We start from the raw sequence: 15,583 nt of genomic DNA, 5'->3' as shown, positions 1-15,583 counted from the left end.
CTGCGGAACTTTCCTCAAGTACCGTTCTGGCGAGGCGGGTCCAGAGTTTCGGCATATTGGCGCGGAGCCAAACCGAAAGCCGATTTGAAATCACGCGTGAAGTGAGACGTGCTTGCATAGCCGGCAGCCTCGGCTGCACGAGCCACGCTGGCGTTTGACGTCAGTAGGTGTTGCCGGGCGCGGTCGAGACGTACCTGCTTGCGGTATTGAAGCGGGGACTGACCGAACAGAGCAGTGAAACCATGTGCGAAATGGGAGGGGCTCATGGCAACTTCGGCTGCGATTTCGGCAATCGTCAGCTCCGGTTGTGCCGCATGGGTCTCGATATAGCGCAAGGCCTTGACCAGCCTTTCATCCCTTGCACTAACCAGGGTCCTCAAGACGCCAAAGGCGTCGGACCGCAGGATCCGGTAACAGATTTCCTGCAGGCACAGCGGTGCCAGCACATGGCAGTCGGCCGGATCCCGAAAAGAGGTGACGAGGCGCAGCAGCGAACCGGCAAGTTCATCGTCCAGCGGTTCACAGGAGATAAGCGCGCCTTTGGCCGGGGAAGACGCATGGGCATCGGTTTCGGCAAGGCGAACCAGTGTTTGAGCAATCAGCTCAGGTGACAATTGCAGTTTGAGGGCCAGATAGGGCTTTGCCGGTGTGCCCTCGACAACTGCGCTGTAAGAAGCGTCACCATGAAACGCGATCACGTGGCCGGGGTCATTGACGATCTGCTTGTCACCCAGGCAAACGCGTTTCAGCCCGGATACGGCAACGGCGACCGAAAGTCCCTTGTTCCGGCCACGGTGATAGGGAAGGCATTCCGACAGTTTCAAAGCCCAGACGGAGCCGAGTGGGGACGGAGCGACCCCTTCCGTTTTCGCAAACTTCCGAACGGCATCACTCAGTGCAGCGATTGCTGGCGAAGCACTGTCGGTATGGACGGAGTGGCAAGCTTGTACGGGAGAATTCGTCAGCATAGCTCTGGCTTAGCCAACGGCAGCCATGAGCACAAGCGGCAGATGAAGTGTCAGTCCCCGACCAGACGGCTGGCAGTAAAGGGGAACAGGCGGTCATTACCGAGCATGAAAACGGAAAACTGCCGTCGCCGGAAGAGCATGCCATAGGCTTCATCGGTGACATTGAGGCCGCCGGTCAACGCGCCAAAGGCGGGCAGGACAAGACGGGTGCCGTCGGTAACGAAGCAGGCCCGCCGGATCGAGCGGCCGAAGCGGCGCACGCGGGCGGCCGGATGCAGATGTCCGCAGATTTCTCCTGCGGTCGACGTGGAACCGACCTTCTCGATTGGTTCGTGCCGGAAGGTCAGCGGGCCGATGGTGATTTCGTCAACCGTTACACCGCACAGGCGCACCGGTGCAATCGGATCGTGGTTTCCCGTGACCCAGATCCATTCACGGCCGAGCTGAAGGGTCGTCAGCATCGCGCGGTAGGGCGCTGGCAACCGGTCGGAGCCGTCGGGATCGTGGAAACTGTCGCCAAGGCAAATGACGCAAGCCGGATCGAAGGCATCGATTACGCCGGCAAGTTTCTCCAGCGTTGCTCCGGTGTCATAGGGCGGAAGCATCACACCGCGTCGGGCGTAGCTGGACCCTTTTTCAAGATGGAGATCCGCGACGATCAGGGTGGACTCGTCCGGCCACCACAAGATCCCGCTGTCGTGCAGACCGACCAGCTGGCCATTGATCTGAATGTCATGACATACCGGCGCAGCAGCATATTTGCGCAAATGGGATGTCAGGGCACTCATTCCATAGCCTCCAGTACGAGTTCTTCGGCTGCCTCTGCCAACAGCGTGTCCATGGCCTCCCCGTAGACCGGTTCCTTCCCTATTTCCAGGAGAATTGGCACGGCAAGGGGAGAGACGTGCGGAAGTTCAGTATGCGTGATTCGTCCGCGGATCCGGGCAAGAAGTTCCCCCAAACGCGAGATATCCAAAAGTCCTTCGGCGGCGTCGTTCCAGGTTGCCTTGAGTAATATGTGGTCTGGTTCATGGGCTCGCAGCACGTCATAGATCAGGTCCGAGGATACGGTTACCTGCCGGCCCGACTTCTCCAGCCCCGGGTGGCGGCGTTCGATCAGACCGGCAATGACGGCACAATTACGAAACGTACGTTTCATGAGGCTGGATTCGGCGAGCCAGGCATCCAGATCGTCGCCGAGGATGTCTTCCTCGAACAATCGGTCGAGAGGAATTCTGCCGGAAGAAAACAGCAGAGACAGGTCTCCGAGGCCCCATATGCCAAGCGCATAGTCGTTGGCGACAAAGCCGAGCGGGTTCGCACCCAGCCGCTCCAGACGCTTGGTCAGCAGCATGCCAAGTGTCTGGTGCGCCAATCGTCCCTCGAACGGATAACAGACCATGTAGTGCTTGTTGGCGCGCGGAAACGTCTCCACCAGCAAGCCGTCCCTTGCTGGCAGGACGGATTTCTCCCTCTGGATGTTCAGCCAGTCGCGCACTTGTTCGGGCAGCGCCTTCCAGCTCTCGGGTGTCGCCAGCATCGTGCGGACGCCTTCAGCGAGATAGGTGGAGAGCGGAAATTTTCCGCCCATGTAGGACGGGATCATCGGATTGTCCGATGTGGTGCGCGAGACATAGGCCTCGTTTTCGCGGATGCCCTCGAAACGCACCACCTCGCCGCCGAAAAGAAACGTGTCGCCCGGCGCCATCTGCTCCAGAAAATACTCTTCCATCTCGCCCAGAACCCGGCCGCCCCGGCCAACGGGCGTCCTTCGTCCGGAAGCCTTGGAGCGCACCAGCCGCACCTTCAGCATCAGGGCTTCGACAATGGTGCCGACATTAAGCCGGTATTGCTGCGCGATCTTCGGGTGGGAAATCCGCCAAAGCCCGTCCTGGCCTTTCCGCAGCTTGGCATATTGATCGTAGCTTTTCAGTGCGTAGCCGCCGGTGGCGACGAAATCGAGCACCCGCTCGAACGTCTCCCAGTCGAGATGCCTGTAGGTTTCAGAGGAACGTATTTCATTAAAGACATCCAACGCATCCAACGGGTCTGCGCAGGCAAGGCCGAGCAGATGCTGGGCAAGCACATCGAGTGCGCCCTGGCGCAGCGGCGGCGTGTCCTGATCACCGCGCATCGACGCGGCAAGGGCGGCCTGACACTCGAGCACCTCGAACCGGTTGGAGGGGATGAGGATCGCCTTTGACGGTTCGTCCATGCGGTGGTTGGCGCGGCCGATCCGCTGGGCAAGGCGGCTGGCCCCTTTCGGCGCGCCGATGTTGACCACCAGATCGATATCGCCCCAGTCGATGCCCATATCCAGCGAAGAGGTGGCAACCACGGCCTTCAGCGCACCGGAGGCCATGGCCGTTTCGACTTTCCGCCGCTGGCCGACATCAAGCGAGCCATGATGCAGCGCGATCGGCAGCGTGTCTTCGTTTATGCGCCAGAGTTCCTGAAACACCATTTCGGCCTGGCTGCGCGTGTTGACGAACAGCAGCGATACGTTGTGTGCCTTGATCAGCTTGTAGATGTCGGCAATGGCATAACGCGACGAGTGGCCGGACCAGGGAACGCGTTCTTCGCTCTCCAGGATCGAGATGTCGGGCTTGGCGCCACCGGCAACCTCAACGACATGAGACAGCGCCCGGCCATTCGGGTCGGGCTGATCGACAAGATAGGCGCGCAGGTCATCCGGTTCGGCGACAGTTGCCGAAAGCCCGATGGTCCTGAGGTTCGGGACAAGACGCCTCAGCCGTGCCAGGCCAAGTGCCAAGAGGTCGCCACGCTTGGAGGTCACCAGCGCATGCAACTCGTCCAGAATGACGGTTCGAAGCGAGGCAAACATCCGTGCCGAGGCTGGATCCGACAGAAGCAGGGCAATCTGTTCCGGCGTGGTCAGCAGAATGTCCGGTGGATTGAGCTTTTGCCGCTGGCGCTTGTGAGAGGGCGTGTCACCGGTGCGGGTTTCCAGCCGGACGGCAAGATCCATTTCCGAAACCGGAGCCTCCAGGTTGCGGGCAATATCGACCGCAAGTGCCTTCAGCGGCGAGATGTAAAGTGTGTGGATGCCATTGCCCGCGGAACCGGGTTTGCGCTTTCCCCGCGCTTCCAGTTCCACCAGGCTGGGCAGAAAGCCTGCCAGGGTCTTCCCGGCGCCCGTTGGCGCAATCAGCAGGGTGGAATGGCCCTGTTGCAGATGATCGATCAGTTGCAGCTGATGGGGCCTTGGAGCCCATCCCCGCGAGGCAAACCAGCTTTGGAATCTGTTTGGTAGCAACTGCACGTCCATGGCTTTGGTTTTAGGCCAGGGATGGGTGAAAGGCGAGGGGGAATGTTCCTTGATTGTTCAGCTTGTGTTCAGGTGACCTATGGTCAATTCTGCGCGAATATGACCTAAGGGAGGTTCTTTTGAAAGCATTGGTATTTATGGGACTTTTGTCAGTAACCGTTCTTTGTGCAGGTGAAAGCGCAAATGCTTCGGAAAGCCTCAATTATCGTTGCAAACTCGGCAATGAGTTCGTCTTCATTGAAACGATCCCGGAAGAGGGACGCGCAATTCTCGAGGATATCAACGGCAAGACAATCCTGGTGCCGGACGGGCGGGGTGGTTACTTCAACGATGACGAGGAAATCTCTTTTGAGCAGGCTAAAGCCGTTCCTGAACTCTGGCTTGGCGATGTGTCGCATAACTGCGAAATAGCGGCGCCAGATTCCATCGGCCAGAGCCAGGCAAGCAACGCTGTTGGAAAAAATGAAACGCAATTGAATCTCCAGGGCCAATCTCGGGGGGGCAAGTTGCGCGCAGGTCCGGGAACGAATTTCGCGCAGGTCGGCAGCCTTTCGGAGGGGACCTGGGTCACCATCCTGAAAAACAGTGGTGTTCGAATGGACGGCTACGACTGGTTTGAAGTTGTGGCCGACAGCGGATTGCGCGGTTTCCAGTGGGGCGGAATCATGTGCTCCAACGGCTCGAAGATTGACGGTGTCTATCAAGCTTGTGGTGCGCAGGCGTCTGCGCAGCCGGCCACGAAAGTGGCTCAGCAACTCGGTAGTGGCTGGATGGCGTTTGCCCTGGCACCTGGTGGAGCCTTTGGTCATGGCGCTGCCCCCACCAGGGCAGCCGCGGAACAATTCGCCATGCAATATTGCGGCAACAATCAATGCCGGATTGCGGACGCCACCCAGGCAAGGTGCCATGCATTGGCTGTTTCGCCTTCCAGCAACGGTATTGGCGCTGGCGACAGCGAGCAGGCAGCGATGAACTTTGCCATGGGCTGGTGCTCGAACAGCGGCGCAAGCGGCTGCCGTATCGAGTATTCCTATTGTCAGTGAGCCACTTACCAGTGAACCACGACACCATGGCCATGCGACCTTTTCGCCGAATGGCCATGGCACATCCGCAAATCAGACCTATCTAGCGACGGATGTCCGATCTACTGACGCTGACACCCGAAGGCCTCTATTGTCCTGAAGCAGGTGTCCATATCGATCCCGTCCGCCCGGTCGAAAGGGCGGTCATCACGCATGGCCACGCAGATCATGCGCGTTCGGGTCATGGCGCGGTGCTGGCAACGGGCCAGACCCTCGACATCATGGCAATCCGCTATGGCGAGAACTTCTGCGGATCGGCGCAGGCGATCGGATATGGCGAGACGTTGAAGCTTCGGGATGTCGAGATCTCGCTGCACCCTGCAGGTCATGTACTTGGCTCTGCACAGGTTCTGCTGTCATCTGCCGGGCGGCGAACCGTCGTATCGGGAGACTACAAACGGCAGGCAGACCCGACCTGCGCGCCTTTCGAAGTGGTGCCCTGCGATACCTTCGTTACCGAGGCGACCTTCGGCCTGCCGGTGTTTCGTCATCCCCCGGCGCGAGAGGAGATTGCCAAGCTGCTGTCGTCGCTGGAGCTGTTTCCGGAGCAGACCCATCTGGTCGGTGCCTATCCGCTCGGCAAGGCGCAACGTGTTCTCGCAGAATTGCGGGCGGCCGGTTACCAAAAGACGGTCTACCTTCACGGCGCATTGGAGAAGCTGACGGCCTATTACCGAAGCCAGGGGATCGAACTTGGCGATGTCGAACCTGTCGGCCAGCGCGGCAAGGAGCTTGCCGGTGAAATCGTTTTGTGTCCGCCCGGCCAGCTTTCGGACCGTTGGTCCCGCCGGTTCGGCGACCCGGTCGCGGCAATGGCCTCGGGGTGGATGCGCGTTCGGGCGCGGGCGCGTCAAAGAGGGGCAGAGTTGCCTCTGATCCTGTCCGACCATGCCGACTGGGACGACCTTTGCCGCACCATTCTGGAAACGGGTGCCGAGCAGATCTGGGTGACCCATGGCGCGGAGGAGGCACTTGTCCACTGGTGCGAATTGAATGGACGAAACGCCCGCCCGCTCAATATGATAGGCTATGACGACGGCGAGGACGCCGACGTTGCGCGGGCCGCACAAGGCTGATCCGGCCCACGCGAAATTGCGGCATTTATTTCCTTTTGGGGGAGAGGCAGTCATGGCGGACGACGGTGAATTTGCAGGTGCCGGCAACGGCCAGACAAACGGCGCCGGAGCTGGTGCCAACGGCGAAGCCGAAGAGGCGATTGCACAGCTCTTTGACGACTATCAGGCCGGCTTCAACGATTATGACATCGACAGGATCTGCGACTGCTTCGCCCTGCCGACCATCATCTGGCAGCACGAGAAGGGGCATGTCTTCAACGACGACGAAGAGTTGATCGAGAACATCGAAGCGCTCCTTCAGGCATTGGAGAAGGAAGGCGTGTCCCATTCGGACTTTCACGTCGTATCCAGCCACGTGAGCGGCTCGGTCGCACTGGTGACCCTCGACTGGAGCCAGGAAACGGCGGACGGCGAAGCCGTGTTCGAGTTCACCTGCCATTATCAGCTTATCCAGGACGGAGCGGATTGGGTTATTGCCTGCATCGTCAATGAATAGAACGACGGGCCGGAGGGCAGGGTGCCTTGCCCTGCCGATCCTTTGCCTGCTTTCGGTCCTGTCGGGAACCGCAGCGGGCGAAACGCAGGCTATCTATGGGGCATTGACGCCAGCATCGGAAACCTTGCGAGCCTGCACACTTCCGGAGATGACGCCTGGCAAGGTGTTGCTGGAGACCGATTGCCGTTATACGGAACCGGTCGTCATCTCCTCCGACAACATCCTGCTGGATTGCCGCGGTGGCACCATCACGGGCATGCACCGGCGCGGCATTACCATTCGGCCAGGCCTGAAAAACATCACCATTCGCGATTGTCGCCTCGACGATACCGGCGGCATCCTGATTGAAGGTCAAACGCCGTCGGATGACGCGGCGGCGCGGGACGAGGCGCGGGCAAATTCGTCTCAAGGGGTTGTTCTCGACCATCTGACCATCACCAAGTCCTACATGACAGGCGTCTTTGTCGATCACTACGTCGTCGGCGCGACGATCCGTAATTCCATCGTTGCCGATGGTCACCATGTTGGCATCTATTTGGAGCATGGTTCGCAGAAGAACGTCGTTTCCGGCAATCTGATCCGCAACAATGGCCTCTTCACCAACAAGGGCATCCGGCGCATCGGCCCGACCCGCCGAGAAGGCCTGTCCGTGGATGGATCCGCGTACAATCTGATCGAAAACAACATCTTCGACAGCAACGCTTTCGGTGGCATCTTTCACTACAAGAACTGTTGGGAGTTCCACACCACCAACCCGGAAAGCCGACCGCGCCTGCAAGGATCGGACGGCAACGTCATCCGCGGCAATGTCTTTCGGAATATGGACATCGGCATCTGGGTTGCCTCGCGCCAGGCGCGCGATCTGGTGATGTGGGACTGCGGCGACAAGAGCCCTTACGACAGTCCGGTTTCACTGGCCCCGATGATGGGCGACCGCCCATGGGGGCAGTCCGACACTTTTCTGGGGTATCACTTCAACCCGGAACTCATCGCCGGTTTTGTCGACAAGAACGCGCTTGCTCCCAGATGGCCGTTTCCGATGGAGCTGCACCTTTACGAGGATTTCGCCGAAGACAACACGTATCAGGACAACTGCTTCGAGAACCTTGTCACGGGCATCCGGATCGAGGACGACGGCAACACGGTCCGGGACAATCTGTTTGTGGGAGACTTCGAATACCTTTATCTCGGCAGTCCGTTCCGGGCAAAAATGCTGAACCGGCCGATAGAGGGAACAGTGATAGAAGGCAACAAGAATGCCTCTCCCTCGTCGCGAAGCTTCCTGCAGAACAGCTTTCTGGCCGATGACGAGCACAAGGACACTGTCATCGTCCAGCCCGATGCTGGTTCATCCGTGCCTGCGCCGGATACCTGCAAGACGGGACAGACCTAGACCGGTTCAAATGAAAAAAGCCGGTGACGCTGGTCACCGGCTGTTGTTGTTCACAGGCCCTTCTGTTTGTCATCCCGGACGCAGCGAAGCGAGGATCCGGGATCGGGGTACCGATGACTTTAAGAAAAACCTGAAAACAGAAAGGCTTGCGCCTCCCCGGTCCCGGCTCGCGCTACGCTTGGCCGGGATGACGACAGGCGAGGCGAGTCTGGTTCATCGTCTTTGCCGGTGACACAGGTCACCGGCTTTCTGTCAGGGCTTTGTTTTCGAGGCCTTGCGCTCGGCGCGCGACGGCTTGTTTTTCTTTGCGGCCTTTTTCTTTGGCGGCGCGGAGTTGGCAGCCGACCGGGTCCGCGGCTTGCGCCGATCGCCGTCCGGGCCATCCGCGGCACGTTCCTTGCGCTTGGGAGCGCGCTCGCCGCCGTCGAGGTCGCGAGCCAGTTCCTTGGTGTTCAGAGGCTCGTAGGCAGGGTGGTGCGGCACGAAATCGTCGTCACCGGACCGGCGGCGGGATTTGCCACGAGGTCCGTCAAACTTGCCGCGCGGCCCGTCGAATTTGCCTTTGGGCCCGTCGAACTTGCCTCTGCCTTCGCGCTTCGGCCGGCCGGATTTCATGCTGTCTTCGGCACCGAGGCTTTCGTAATCCGGTGCATCTGCACCACGCGGACGGCGCTTGGGCGGGCCGGAACGGTCAGACCGGTCACGGCGGAAGCCGTCTTCCTTCGGCGGGGCAGGGATCTTGCCGCCACGTGCATCAAGCAGTGTGATGGTGGCATTTTCCTCGCCAGTGCCTTCGCGCTTGACCACATCGGCGAAGCGCTGGCCATGACTGCCGGCGATTTCGAAGTAGAGCTCGTTCTGGAAGATCTTGATCGCGCCGACTTCCTTCTTGGTGACGTGACCGGCACGGCAGATCATCGGAAGGATCCAGCGCGGTTCTGCGCGCTGGCGGTGGCCGAGCGACAGCGAGAACCAGATGCCGTCTTCGAACTTGCCGGTGATTTCCGCATTGCGGCCACCGCGCGAGCCGGCATCCCTGCCTCGGAGCGAGGTCTCATCGAGATCGGAGACTTCTTCCGGAGCGGGCAGACGCGACTGGCGCAGCTTGACGAAGGCGGCTGCAAGCTGTTCCGGGCTGTGCAGCGCAAGCAGCTCGTTCGCGATCGCCAGTTCTTCTTCTTCCAGTTCCACCTTGAGTGCGGGATCGGCCAGAAGCCGTTCCTTGTCCTTGGCACGAATGTCGTCGGCGGTCGGAGCACCCTTCCAGGTCGCAGTGATGCCGGCAAAATGCAGCACGCGCTCTGCCTGGCGGCGGCGCGGGAAGGGAACCATCAGCACACAGGTACCCTTGCGGCCGGCACGTCCCGTACGGCCGGAACGGTGCAGCAGGGCAGCCTTGCCTGTCGGCAGGTCGGCGTGGATCACCAGATCGAGGTTCGGCAGGTCGATGCCGCGTGCAGCAACGTCGGTTGCCACACACACACGGGCGCGGCCATCCTTCATCGCGGCCAGCGCGCTGGAACGCTGTTCCTGGCTGAGCTCGCCGGAAAGGGACACGATGGAGAAACCACGGTTCGCGAGGCGCGATGTCAGCCGGCTGACAGCTTCACGCGTCGAGCAGAAGACGATTGCCTTTTCCGCTTCATGCTGGCGCAGCACGTTGATGATGGCGTTTTCGCGCTCGTTCGGAGCAACCGGATGCGCGACGTAGTCGATATCGCCGTGCTGTTCGCGAGCGTTGATGGTCGACAGTCGAACGGCATCTTTCTGGAAGCGCTTGGCGAGTTCTGCAATCGGCTTCGGAACCGTTGCTGAGAACATCAGCGTGCGCCGGTCCTGCGGCGCGGTATCCAGAATGAATTCCAGGTCTTCGCGGAAGCCCATATCGAGCATCTCGTCGGCTTCGTCGAGCACGACAGCCTTGATCTCCGACAGGTCCAGTGCGCCACGTTCGATATGGTCGCGCAGGCGGCCAGGCGTGCCGACGACAATATGAACACCGCGTTCCAGCGTCCGCCGTTCGGTGCGCGGGTCCATGCCGCCGACACAAGAGGCCGTTACGGCACCGGCTTCATTATAAAGCCAGGTCAGTTCTTCCTTCACCTGAAGGGCAAGTTCGCGGGTCGGGGCAATGGCCAGCGCAATGGGAGCGCCTGCCTGGCCGAGACTGTCCTGGCCGTCAAGCAGCGTCGGGGCAAGTGCGAGGCCAAAGGCAACGGTCTTGCCGGATCCGGTCTGCGCAGATACCAGAAGGTCGGCTTCCGGCGGCGCGTCGCTGAGAACGCTTTCCTGCACGGAGGTGAGGTTTTCATAGCCACGTTTCGCCAGCGCGGCCTTCAGCGCCGGGGCGAGAGAAGTCAAATCGGTCATAGAAATCTTTCAACTGCTCCGGATCTTCTGCATGCCAGTCAGCAGTCTACCGGATAGGGCCATCCAGTCATCGGCCCATGGATGGCCGCGGCTTATACAGGCATTATTCCTCGCCGTCCATCCCGCATTTTTTAGGTGTGAAAGTGGTGCACTGGCAAAAACTGCAGCGTTTCTACGCAGTGCGCCAGGTACCGAGCGATGACGCAAGTGCACTATTGTTCCTCGTACCCGGTCATCTTGTGGGGCATTGACCAATTATCTTATGCCGTTGCTAAATTGAACTGGGCCTAGAGCCGGTCTTAGCTTTCAGCCCGCATTGAGATGGTGAGCTGAATTTTTTGTCTATGACGTAAGGGCTTGCAGTCCGGGCGCTTTCGCGGTTCGTATAACGCTTATGCTGGCTTTTTCCCATCTGCTCGACCGGCTTTCGCTGGAACCCAGGCGCCTCGCCAAGGAAGCGCTCCTGATCCGTTATTTCCAGGAGGTCGCGGATCCGGACCGGGGCTTTGCCCTGGCCGCACTGACAGGCGGGCTGAGTTTCAAACACGCCAAACCTGCCCTGCTCAGGGCTTTGATCGGCGAGCGGACGGACCCGGAGCTGTTTGCGCTTTCCTATGATTTTGTTGGTGACCTGTCCGAAACCATTGCGCTGATGTGGCCGCAGGCAGCAAAGGGAGAGGTTGCCCCGAAAGAAGCTGCCCCCAGCCTGTCTGAAGTGGTCAAGCGGCTGGAAGGGGCCGGAAAGAGCGAAGTGCCCGGTTTGCTGACCGACTGGCTGGACACGCTGGATGAGACCGGCAGATGGGCCCTTTTGAAACTGGTGACGGGCGGTTTGCGCGTCGGGGTATCTGCGCGCCTTGCGAAAACGGCCGTGGCAAAGCTCGGTGGACTGGATGTTGCTTCAGTGGAGGAGGTCTGGCACGGTCTGGAGCCACCTTATGAAGCGCTGTTCGCCTGGGCGGAAGGACTGAGCGGACAACCGCAAACGTCCGATCCCGCACCATTCCGGCCGGTAATGCTGGCGCACCCCCTGGACGAGGACAGGGACACGGAGCTTCTGAACGCAGAGGACTTTGCGGTCGAGTGGAAATGGGACGGCATTCGCGTTCAGGCGGCAGCTGGTCTGACAGAGCGTGGCGACCGCGTACGCCGCCTGTTCAGCCGGACCGGTGAAGACATATCCAGGGCCTTTCCCGATATTCTCGATTTGCTGACATTCGATGCCTGCATTGATGGCGAATTGCTGGTGGTGTCGGACGGTCAGGTGCGTCCTTTTGCAGATCTGCAAAAACGCCTCAACCGCAAGACCGCCGGGCCAAAACTGATCCGCGAATACCCGGCAGCGATCCGTGCCTACGACCTGCTTAGTGTCGGCGGAACCGATTTGAGGGAGCTGCCGTTTGCAGAACGGCGCAAGGCGCTTGAAGCCTTTATCACCGGATTGCCGGAGGGAAGCATCGATCTGTCGCCCATGGTGAAGGTAACCGGATGGGAGGAAATCACCTCCGCGCGCGCCGATCCCCATGCCCATCTGCCTCCTGCCGACGCCGATGCCGTTGAAGGCTTGATGCTGAAGCGGTGGGATGCGCCCTATGTCACCGGCCGGCCGAAGGGATTGTGGTTCAAGTGGAAACGGGAACCCTACCTGATCGATGCCGTGCTGATGTATGCGCAGCGCGGCCACGGCAAACGCTCATCCTTTTATTCCGACTATACCTTCGGTGTCTGGCGTGACGGGGAGGCGGGAGCCGATCTGGTTCCGGTCGGCAAGGCGTATTTCGGCTTTACCGATGAGGAATTGCGTGAAATTGACCGCTATGTGCGCAACAACACCATCAACCGGTTCGGACCGGTGAGGGAAGTCGTTCATAGCGCTGAAAAGGGGCTTGTGCTGGAAGTCGCCTTTGAAGGGCTCAACCGGTCCACCCGGCACAAGTCCGGCGTTGCCATGCGTTTTCCTCACATTTCCAGGCTGCGTTGGGACAAGCCGGCGGCTGAGGCCGACAGGCTGGAAACGCTTCAGGCAATGTTGCCAGGCGAAGAAGGGTAATTCGGTGTTCGACAACTCGCTTTTGAAAACCCGCCCTTAAGTCGTGCTTTGGCCATGGAAATATGGCACCCATGGCAAGATACAAACGGCCAGACGCTTGTGCCCCTGTTTCAACTGAAATACCTGGGGCGCGAAAGCGCGAGGCCGGCAACCGGAGAGGCAATATGACGATCCGCAACAAATATCTGGCTCCCGTGTTCCGCGGGCTGGCCGTGGCCGTTCTTCTGGCCCCGGCAGCTGTCGCCCAGGACAGCGTCTCCCCTGAAACCGCAGACGCAGTGACAAAGGGACAGGCGGACCGCTTTTCCCTGGTCAGGGTGGATGAGGATATCCTCAGGGTGGACCGGCAGAACGGGACTGTCTCCATTTGCAAGGAGCAGAGCGACGCTTGGCGCTGCAATCCGGTGCCGCTGGCAGAAGATGCCTATCTTGCCGAAATCAACGAGCTGGCCGGTGAAGTGGATCGCCTGACCGCCCGTGTGGAGGAGCTGGAAGGCAATGGCGTAAAGTCCGACAAGCAATTGCCACCCGGTTCCGGACTTGATCGCCCAAAAGCACCCGGCTCCAGTCAGGGCGGACGCAGCCCATCGACAACCGAGGAAGATGAGGAACTGGAAAAGGTTCTAACTTTCACAGAAAGCGCCATGCGTCGTTTCTTTGGCATGGTTCGCGATCTGCAGAAGGACTTCGAAGGCGAAGCCAACTGATCGCCTGAAGTCAGGATAAAAAAACAGCGTGTCCCTGCCAGGGGCACGCTGTGTCCGGCAAAGTTCCTTGGCCCGGAGACGTCAGTCGATCAGCATCTTGTTGATGCTCTGATAGGCTTCATCCGGTTGTTCCACGGCAACACGCCTGGTCAGATCCATCGTCAGCGCGACAACATCCAGGACGGCGGCGAGACGGTTCGTCCGTGTTTCAAACAGGTGATGGCGCATCGAGAAGGTCTTTGGATTGACGCCGGTAAAGCCGGAAACCACCAGCATTGCGTCGCCGGTCTTCAGCGGTGTGATCCAGGTCAGCTTCATTTCAACGGCCACCCGGCCGAAACCGTTTTCCGTCAAATAGGCGTGTGTCATCGGCGTACGCTGCCAGACATGGGCTACGCCGTCCGTGCAGCAGGACAGCGCAAATCTGTCGTCGGCCTTGCCGTCCGGACCGATATCGCGTGGCAAAACGGTCCCCCGGTAGACGATCTGGGCGCCTTTCGACTGCAGGGCCGCAAGCGTCGCGCGCGCATTTGCCGGTCCGGCGGAAATCCCCCTTGGTCCGGCCTCTGCAATCATTGGCGTCTGGAAGTCGCGGAAGCGCTGGCGCAAGGTCTTCGCGGCACTGGCGCTTGGTTCATATCCGTCGAGAGCTGTTGCCGAAAGCGCTCCCGTGGCGGCGTCGCGCATTTCGTGAATGACAGTGAGCATATGCGGGCCGTCGAAGGCGATGCTGGAGTGAACCGTGATCAGGTCTCCCGTACGCATCTCCTTGTGGTAGCGCACGTGGCGCACCCGGCGAGCCCCCACGACGGTTTCGCTCAAGCCGGTCATTAGCCGGAACTGGCGATCTGCTTCCTCGAAGCGGCTGAAGTAGAACTGGACGTTCAGATGATCGTTTTCGTCACATTCCCAACGGTTCACAAATGAAAACAGCGTTGCCTGAATTGTCATAATTGCTTCGTGCACTCAGTGATTTTTGATTATGTGATGTGTATTGGACAGGTCATTTGTTGCTGTCTTTGCATTGATTATCAACAAGAAATGTAGATTCTGGAAAATTAGTTCAGGCAACGTTGAGGAAGTGGGTAAAATGAAAAGATCAACTGCGGCGGCGTGATTTAAACTTTAGGTTGTTTTTGTTGGTGGCTCTAACTTAACTATTTTTCTTGCGCCTAAAGGCAGCCTATTTGCCGTGACAGCAGCCAATGCGCAGCGCGTGAACATGGCGTGTTGGTCAAAAGCATGGTTTGACTTGCGCGTAACCCATGTTGCAAACATACTTCACAATGGCCGCAACAACGGGGCTTCGCCATAAAATCAAGAAGCGAGCGGGTGCAGGATGACTGCGACGCATGGCTCTGGCGGAACCTGCGGGCCAAACGGACCGTTGAGGGAGGAATAACAACGTGTCGGCGACATCGTATCGGTTCATCATCGCGGATGATCATCCCCTGTTCCGGGGTGCTCTGCGTCAAACGCTCGAAACACAATACCCCGATGCTGTGATCGAGGAAGCCGGTGCGTTGGAGGACGTTACGGCCAAGCTGGAACAGGATGGCGAAGTCGATCTCATCCTGCTTGATCTGTCCATGCCCGGCATGCGCGGCTTTTCCGGGCTTATGTACCTGCGGGCCCAATATTCCGGCGTTCCGGTGGTCGTGGTCTCGGCCAATGAAGATCCGCAGGCCATCCGGCGCGCGGTTGAATTCGGAGCTTCCGGCTTCATTCCGAAGTCTCACGGGATCGATGTCATTCGCGAGGCGATTTCGGAGGTCATGTCCGGCAACATGTGGACCCCGCCGGATGTCGACCTTGCCGCCGACGATGGCAGCGGTGATCTGGTCCAGCGCCTTGCAACGCTTACCCCCCAACAGGTTCGTGTTCTGATGATGCTGTCTGAAGGTCTTCTGAACAAGCAGATTGCCTACGAACTGTCCGTTTCGGAAGCGACCGTAAAGGCCCATGTATCCGCGATCCTGCAAAAGCTTGGCGTGGAAAGCAGAACCCAGGCCGTTATTGCAGCGTCCAAGATCGAGGCCGGGCAGTGGCAGGTTGGCGGCGAAACCGCCGAGGCTGCCCAGGCTCAGTAACGCCAGGCACACGCGCCACGTTGCTTTCTGGCTGCTCCACCTGGAAACGGTCTCCAATGCGG

General features: G+C 59.6%; 12 protein-coding genes. 7 read left to right on the top strand and 5 right to left on the bottom strand.

What is annotated here, in order from left to right; translation table 11 throughout:
* Nucleotides 1-14: 14 nt before the first annotated feature.
* The 3 genes from B0E33_RS05145 to B0E33_RS05135 are packed head-to-tail and all read right to left on the bottom strand — an operon-like array spanning nucleotide 15 to nucleotide 4,257.
* The gene (locus B0E33_RS05145; protein ID WP_077290608.1) at nucleotides 15-968 is read right to left on the bottom strand and encodes an AraC family transcriptional regulator; all 954 of its coding nucleotides are present in this window, start codon (nucleotides 966-968) and stop codon (nucleotides 15-17) included.
* Nucleotides 969-1,018: 50 nt separating this feature from the next.
* Complete coding sequence (pdeM, locus tag B0E33_RS05140; protein WP_023001770.1) at nucleotides 1,019-1,756, bottom strand: ligase-associated DNA damage response endonuclease PdeM; 738 nt, start codon at nucleotides 1,754-1,756, stop codon at nucleotides 1,019-1,021.
* The gene (locus tag B0E33_RS05135) at nucleotides 1,753-4,257 is read right to left on the bottom strand and encodes a ligase-associated DNA damage response DEXH box helicase (protein WP_077290607.1); all 2,505 of its coding nucleotides are present in this window, start codon (nucleotides 4,255-4,257) and stop codon (nucleotides 1,753-1,755) included. Before B0E33_RS05135 ends, pdeM begins: the two co-directional genes overlap by 4 nt.
* Before the next feature lie 53 nt (nucleotides 4,258-4,310).
* Between B0E33_RS05135 and B0E33_RS05130 the strand changes: the two genes are divergently transcribed.
* The 4 genes from B0E33_RS05130 to B0E33_RS05115 all read left to right on the top strand — a co-directional run bounded on the left by B0E33_RS05130 (nucleotide 4,311) and on the right by B0E33_RS05115 (nucleotide 8,304).
* Complete coding sequence (locus B0E33_RS05130) at nucleotides 4,311-5,300, top strand: DUF4189 domain-containing protein (protein ID WP_156912344.1); 990 nt, start codon at nucleotides 4,311-4,313, stop codon at nucleotides 5,298-5,300.
* A 92-nt stretch (nucleotides 5,301-5,392) separates the two neighbouring features.
* Nucleotides 5,393-6,415, top strand: a complete 1,023-nt coding sequence (locus B0E33_RS05125) for a ligase-associated DNA damage response exonuclease (protein ID WP_077290605.1) — start codon at nucleotides 5,393-5,395, stop codon at nucleotides 6,413-6,415.
* Between the two features lie 52 nt (nucleotides 6,416-6,467).
* A complete protein-coding gene (locus B0E33_RS05120; protein ID WP_023001766.1) occupies nucleotides 6,468-6,911 on the top strand; it encodes a DUF6841 family protein in 444 nt (147 codons plus the stop codon).
* Nucleotides 6,904-8,304 carry a right-handed parallel beta-helix repeat-containing protein gene (locus B0E33_RS05115; protein ID WP_077290604.1) on the top strand — a complete coding sequence of 467 codons (1,401 nt, stop codon included), beginning with the start codon at nucleotides 6,904-6,906 and terminating at the stop codon, nucleotides 8,302-8,304. Before B0E33_RS05120 ends, B0E33_RS05115 begins: the two co-directional genes overlap by 8 nt.
* Nucleotides 8,305-8,556: 252 nt before the next feature.
* Here the strand turns inward: B0E33_RS05115 and B0E33_RS05110 are convergent, their stop codons facing one another.
* Nucleotides 8,557-10,674: a DEAD/DEAH box helicase gene (locus B0E33_RS05110; protein ID WP_062489960.1), complete on the bottom strand. Its 2,118-nt coding sequence runs from the start codon at nucleotides 10,672-10,674 to the stop codon at nucleotides 8,557-8,559.
* 394 nt (nucleotides 10,675-11,068) lie between these two features.
* On the opposite strand from B0E33_RS05110, the gene B0E33_RS05105 reads away from it, so the two are divergent.
* The gene (locus B0E33_RS05105; RefSeq protein ID WP_077290603.1) at nucleotides 11,069-12,724 is read left to right on the top strand and encodes a cisplatin damage response ATP-dependent DNA ligase; all 1,656 of its coding nucleotides are present in this window, start codon (nucleotides 11,069-11,071) and stop codon (nucleotides 12,722-12,724) included.
* Nucleotides 12,725-12,888: 164 nt separating this feature from the next.
* Nucleotides 12,889-13,431 carry a hypothetical protein gene (locus B0E33_RS05100; protein ID WP_208997764.1) on the top strand — a complete coding sequence of 181 codons (543 nt, stop codon included), beginning with the start codon at nucleotides 12,889-12,891 and terminating at the stop codon, nucleotides 13,429-13,431.
* 81 nt (nucleotides 13,432-13,512) lie between these two features.
* On the opposite strand, the gene B0E33_RS05095 is transcribed toward B0E33_RS05100, so the two are convergent.
* Complete coding sequence (locus tag B0E33_RS05095) at nucleotides 13,513-14,382, bottom strand: thioesterase family protein (protein ID WP_077290602.1); 870 nt, start codon at nucleotides 14,380-14,382, stop codon at nucleotides 13,513-13,515.
* Between the two features lie 455 nt (nucleotides 14,383-14,837).
* Here B0E33_RS05095 and B0E33_RS05090 point away from each other — a divergent pair, with 455 nt between their 5' ends.
* Nucleotides 14,838-15,521: a response regulator transcription factor gene (locus B0E33_RS05090; protein WP_023001759.1), complete on the top strand. Its 684-nt coding sequence runs from the start codon at nucleotides 14,838-14,840 to the stop codon at nucleotides 15,519-15,521.
* Nucleotides 15,522-15,583 lie beyond the last annotated feature (62 nt).

The organism is Roseibium algicola, from assembly GCF_001999245.1.
GTDB classification, from domain to species: domain Bacteria; phylum Pseudomonadota; class Alphaproteobacteria; order Rhizobiales; family Stappiaceae; genus Roseibium; species Roseibium algicola.
The sequence above is the reverse complement of the archived record's forward strand: the minus strand, read 5'-3'. Positions and strand labels throughout refer to the sequence as shown.

What these genes read in the sequence shown, in the direction of transcription:
- B0E33_RS05145 (WP_077290608.1), bottom strand. Translation starts at nt 968, where the DNA reads ATGCTGACGAATTCTCCCGTACAAGCTTGCCACTCCGTCCATACCGAC.
- pdeM (WP_023001770.1), bottom strand. Translation starts at nt 1,756, where the DNA reads ATGAGTGCCCTGACATCCCATTTGCGCAAATATGCTGCTGCGCCGGTA.
- B0E33_RS05135 (WP_077290607.1), bottom strand. Translation starts at nt 4,257, where the DNA reads ATGGACGTGCAGTTGCTACCAAACAGATTCCAAAGCTGGTTTGCCTCG.
- B0E33_RS05125 (WP_077290605.1), top strand. Translation starts at nt 5,393, where the DNA reads ATGTCCGATCTACTGACGCTGACACCCGAAGGCCTCTATTGTCCTGAA.
- B0E33_RS05120 (WP_023001766.1), top strand. Translation starts at nt 6,468, where the DNA reads ATGGCGGACGACGGTGAATTTGCAGGTGCCGGCAACGGCCAGACAAAC.
- B0E33_RS05115 (WP_077290604.1), top strand. Translation starts at nt 6,904, where the DNA reads ATGAATAGAACGACGGGCCGGAGGGCAGGGTGCCTTGCCCTGCCGATC.
- B0E33_RS05110 (WP_062489960.1), bottom strand. Translation starts at nt 10,674, where the DNA reads ATGACCGATTTGACTTCTCTCGCCCCGGCGCTGAAGGCCGCGCTGGCG.
- B0E33_RS05105 (WP_077290603.1), top strand. Translation starts at nt 11,069, where the DNA reads ATGCTGGCTTTTTCCCATCTGCTCGACCGGCTTTCGCTGGAACCCAGG.
- B0E33_RS05100 (WP_208997764.1), top strand. Translation starts at nt 12,889, where the DNA reads ATGACGATCCGCAACAAATATCTGGCTCCCGTGTTCCGCGGGCTGGCC.
- B0E33_RS05095 (WP_077290602.1), bottom strand. Translation starts at nt 14,382, where the DNA reads ATGACAATTCAGGCAACGCTGTTTTCATTTGTGAACCGTTGGGAATGT.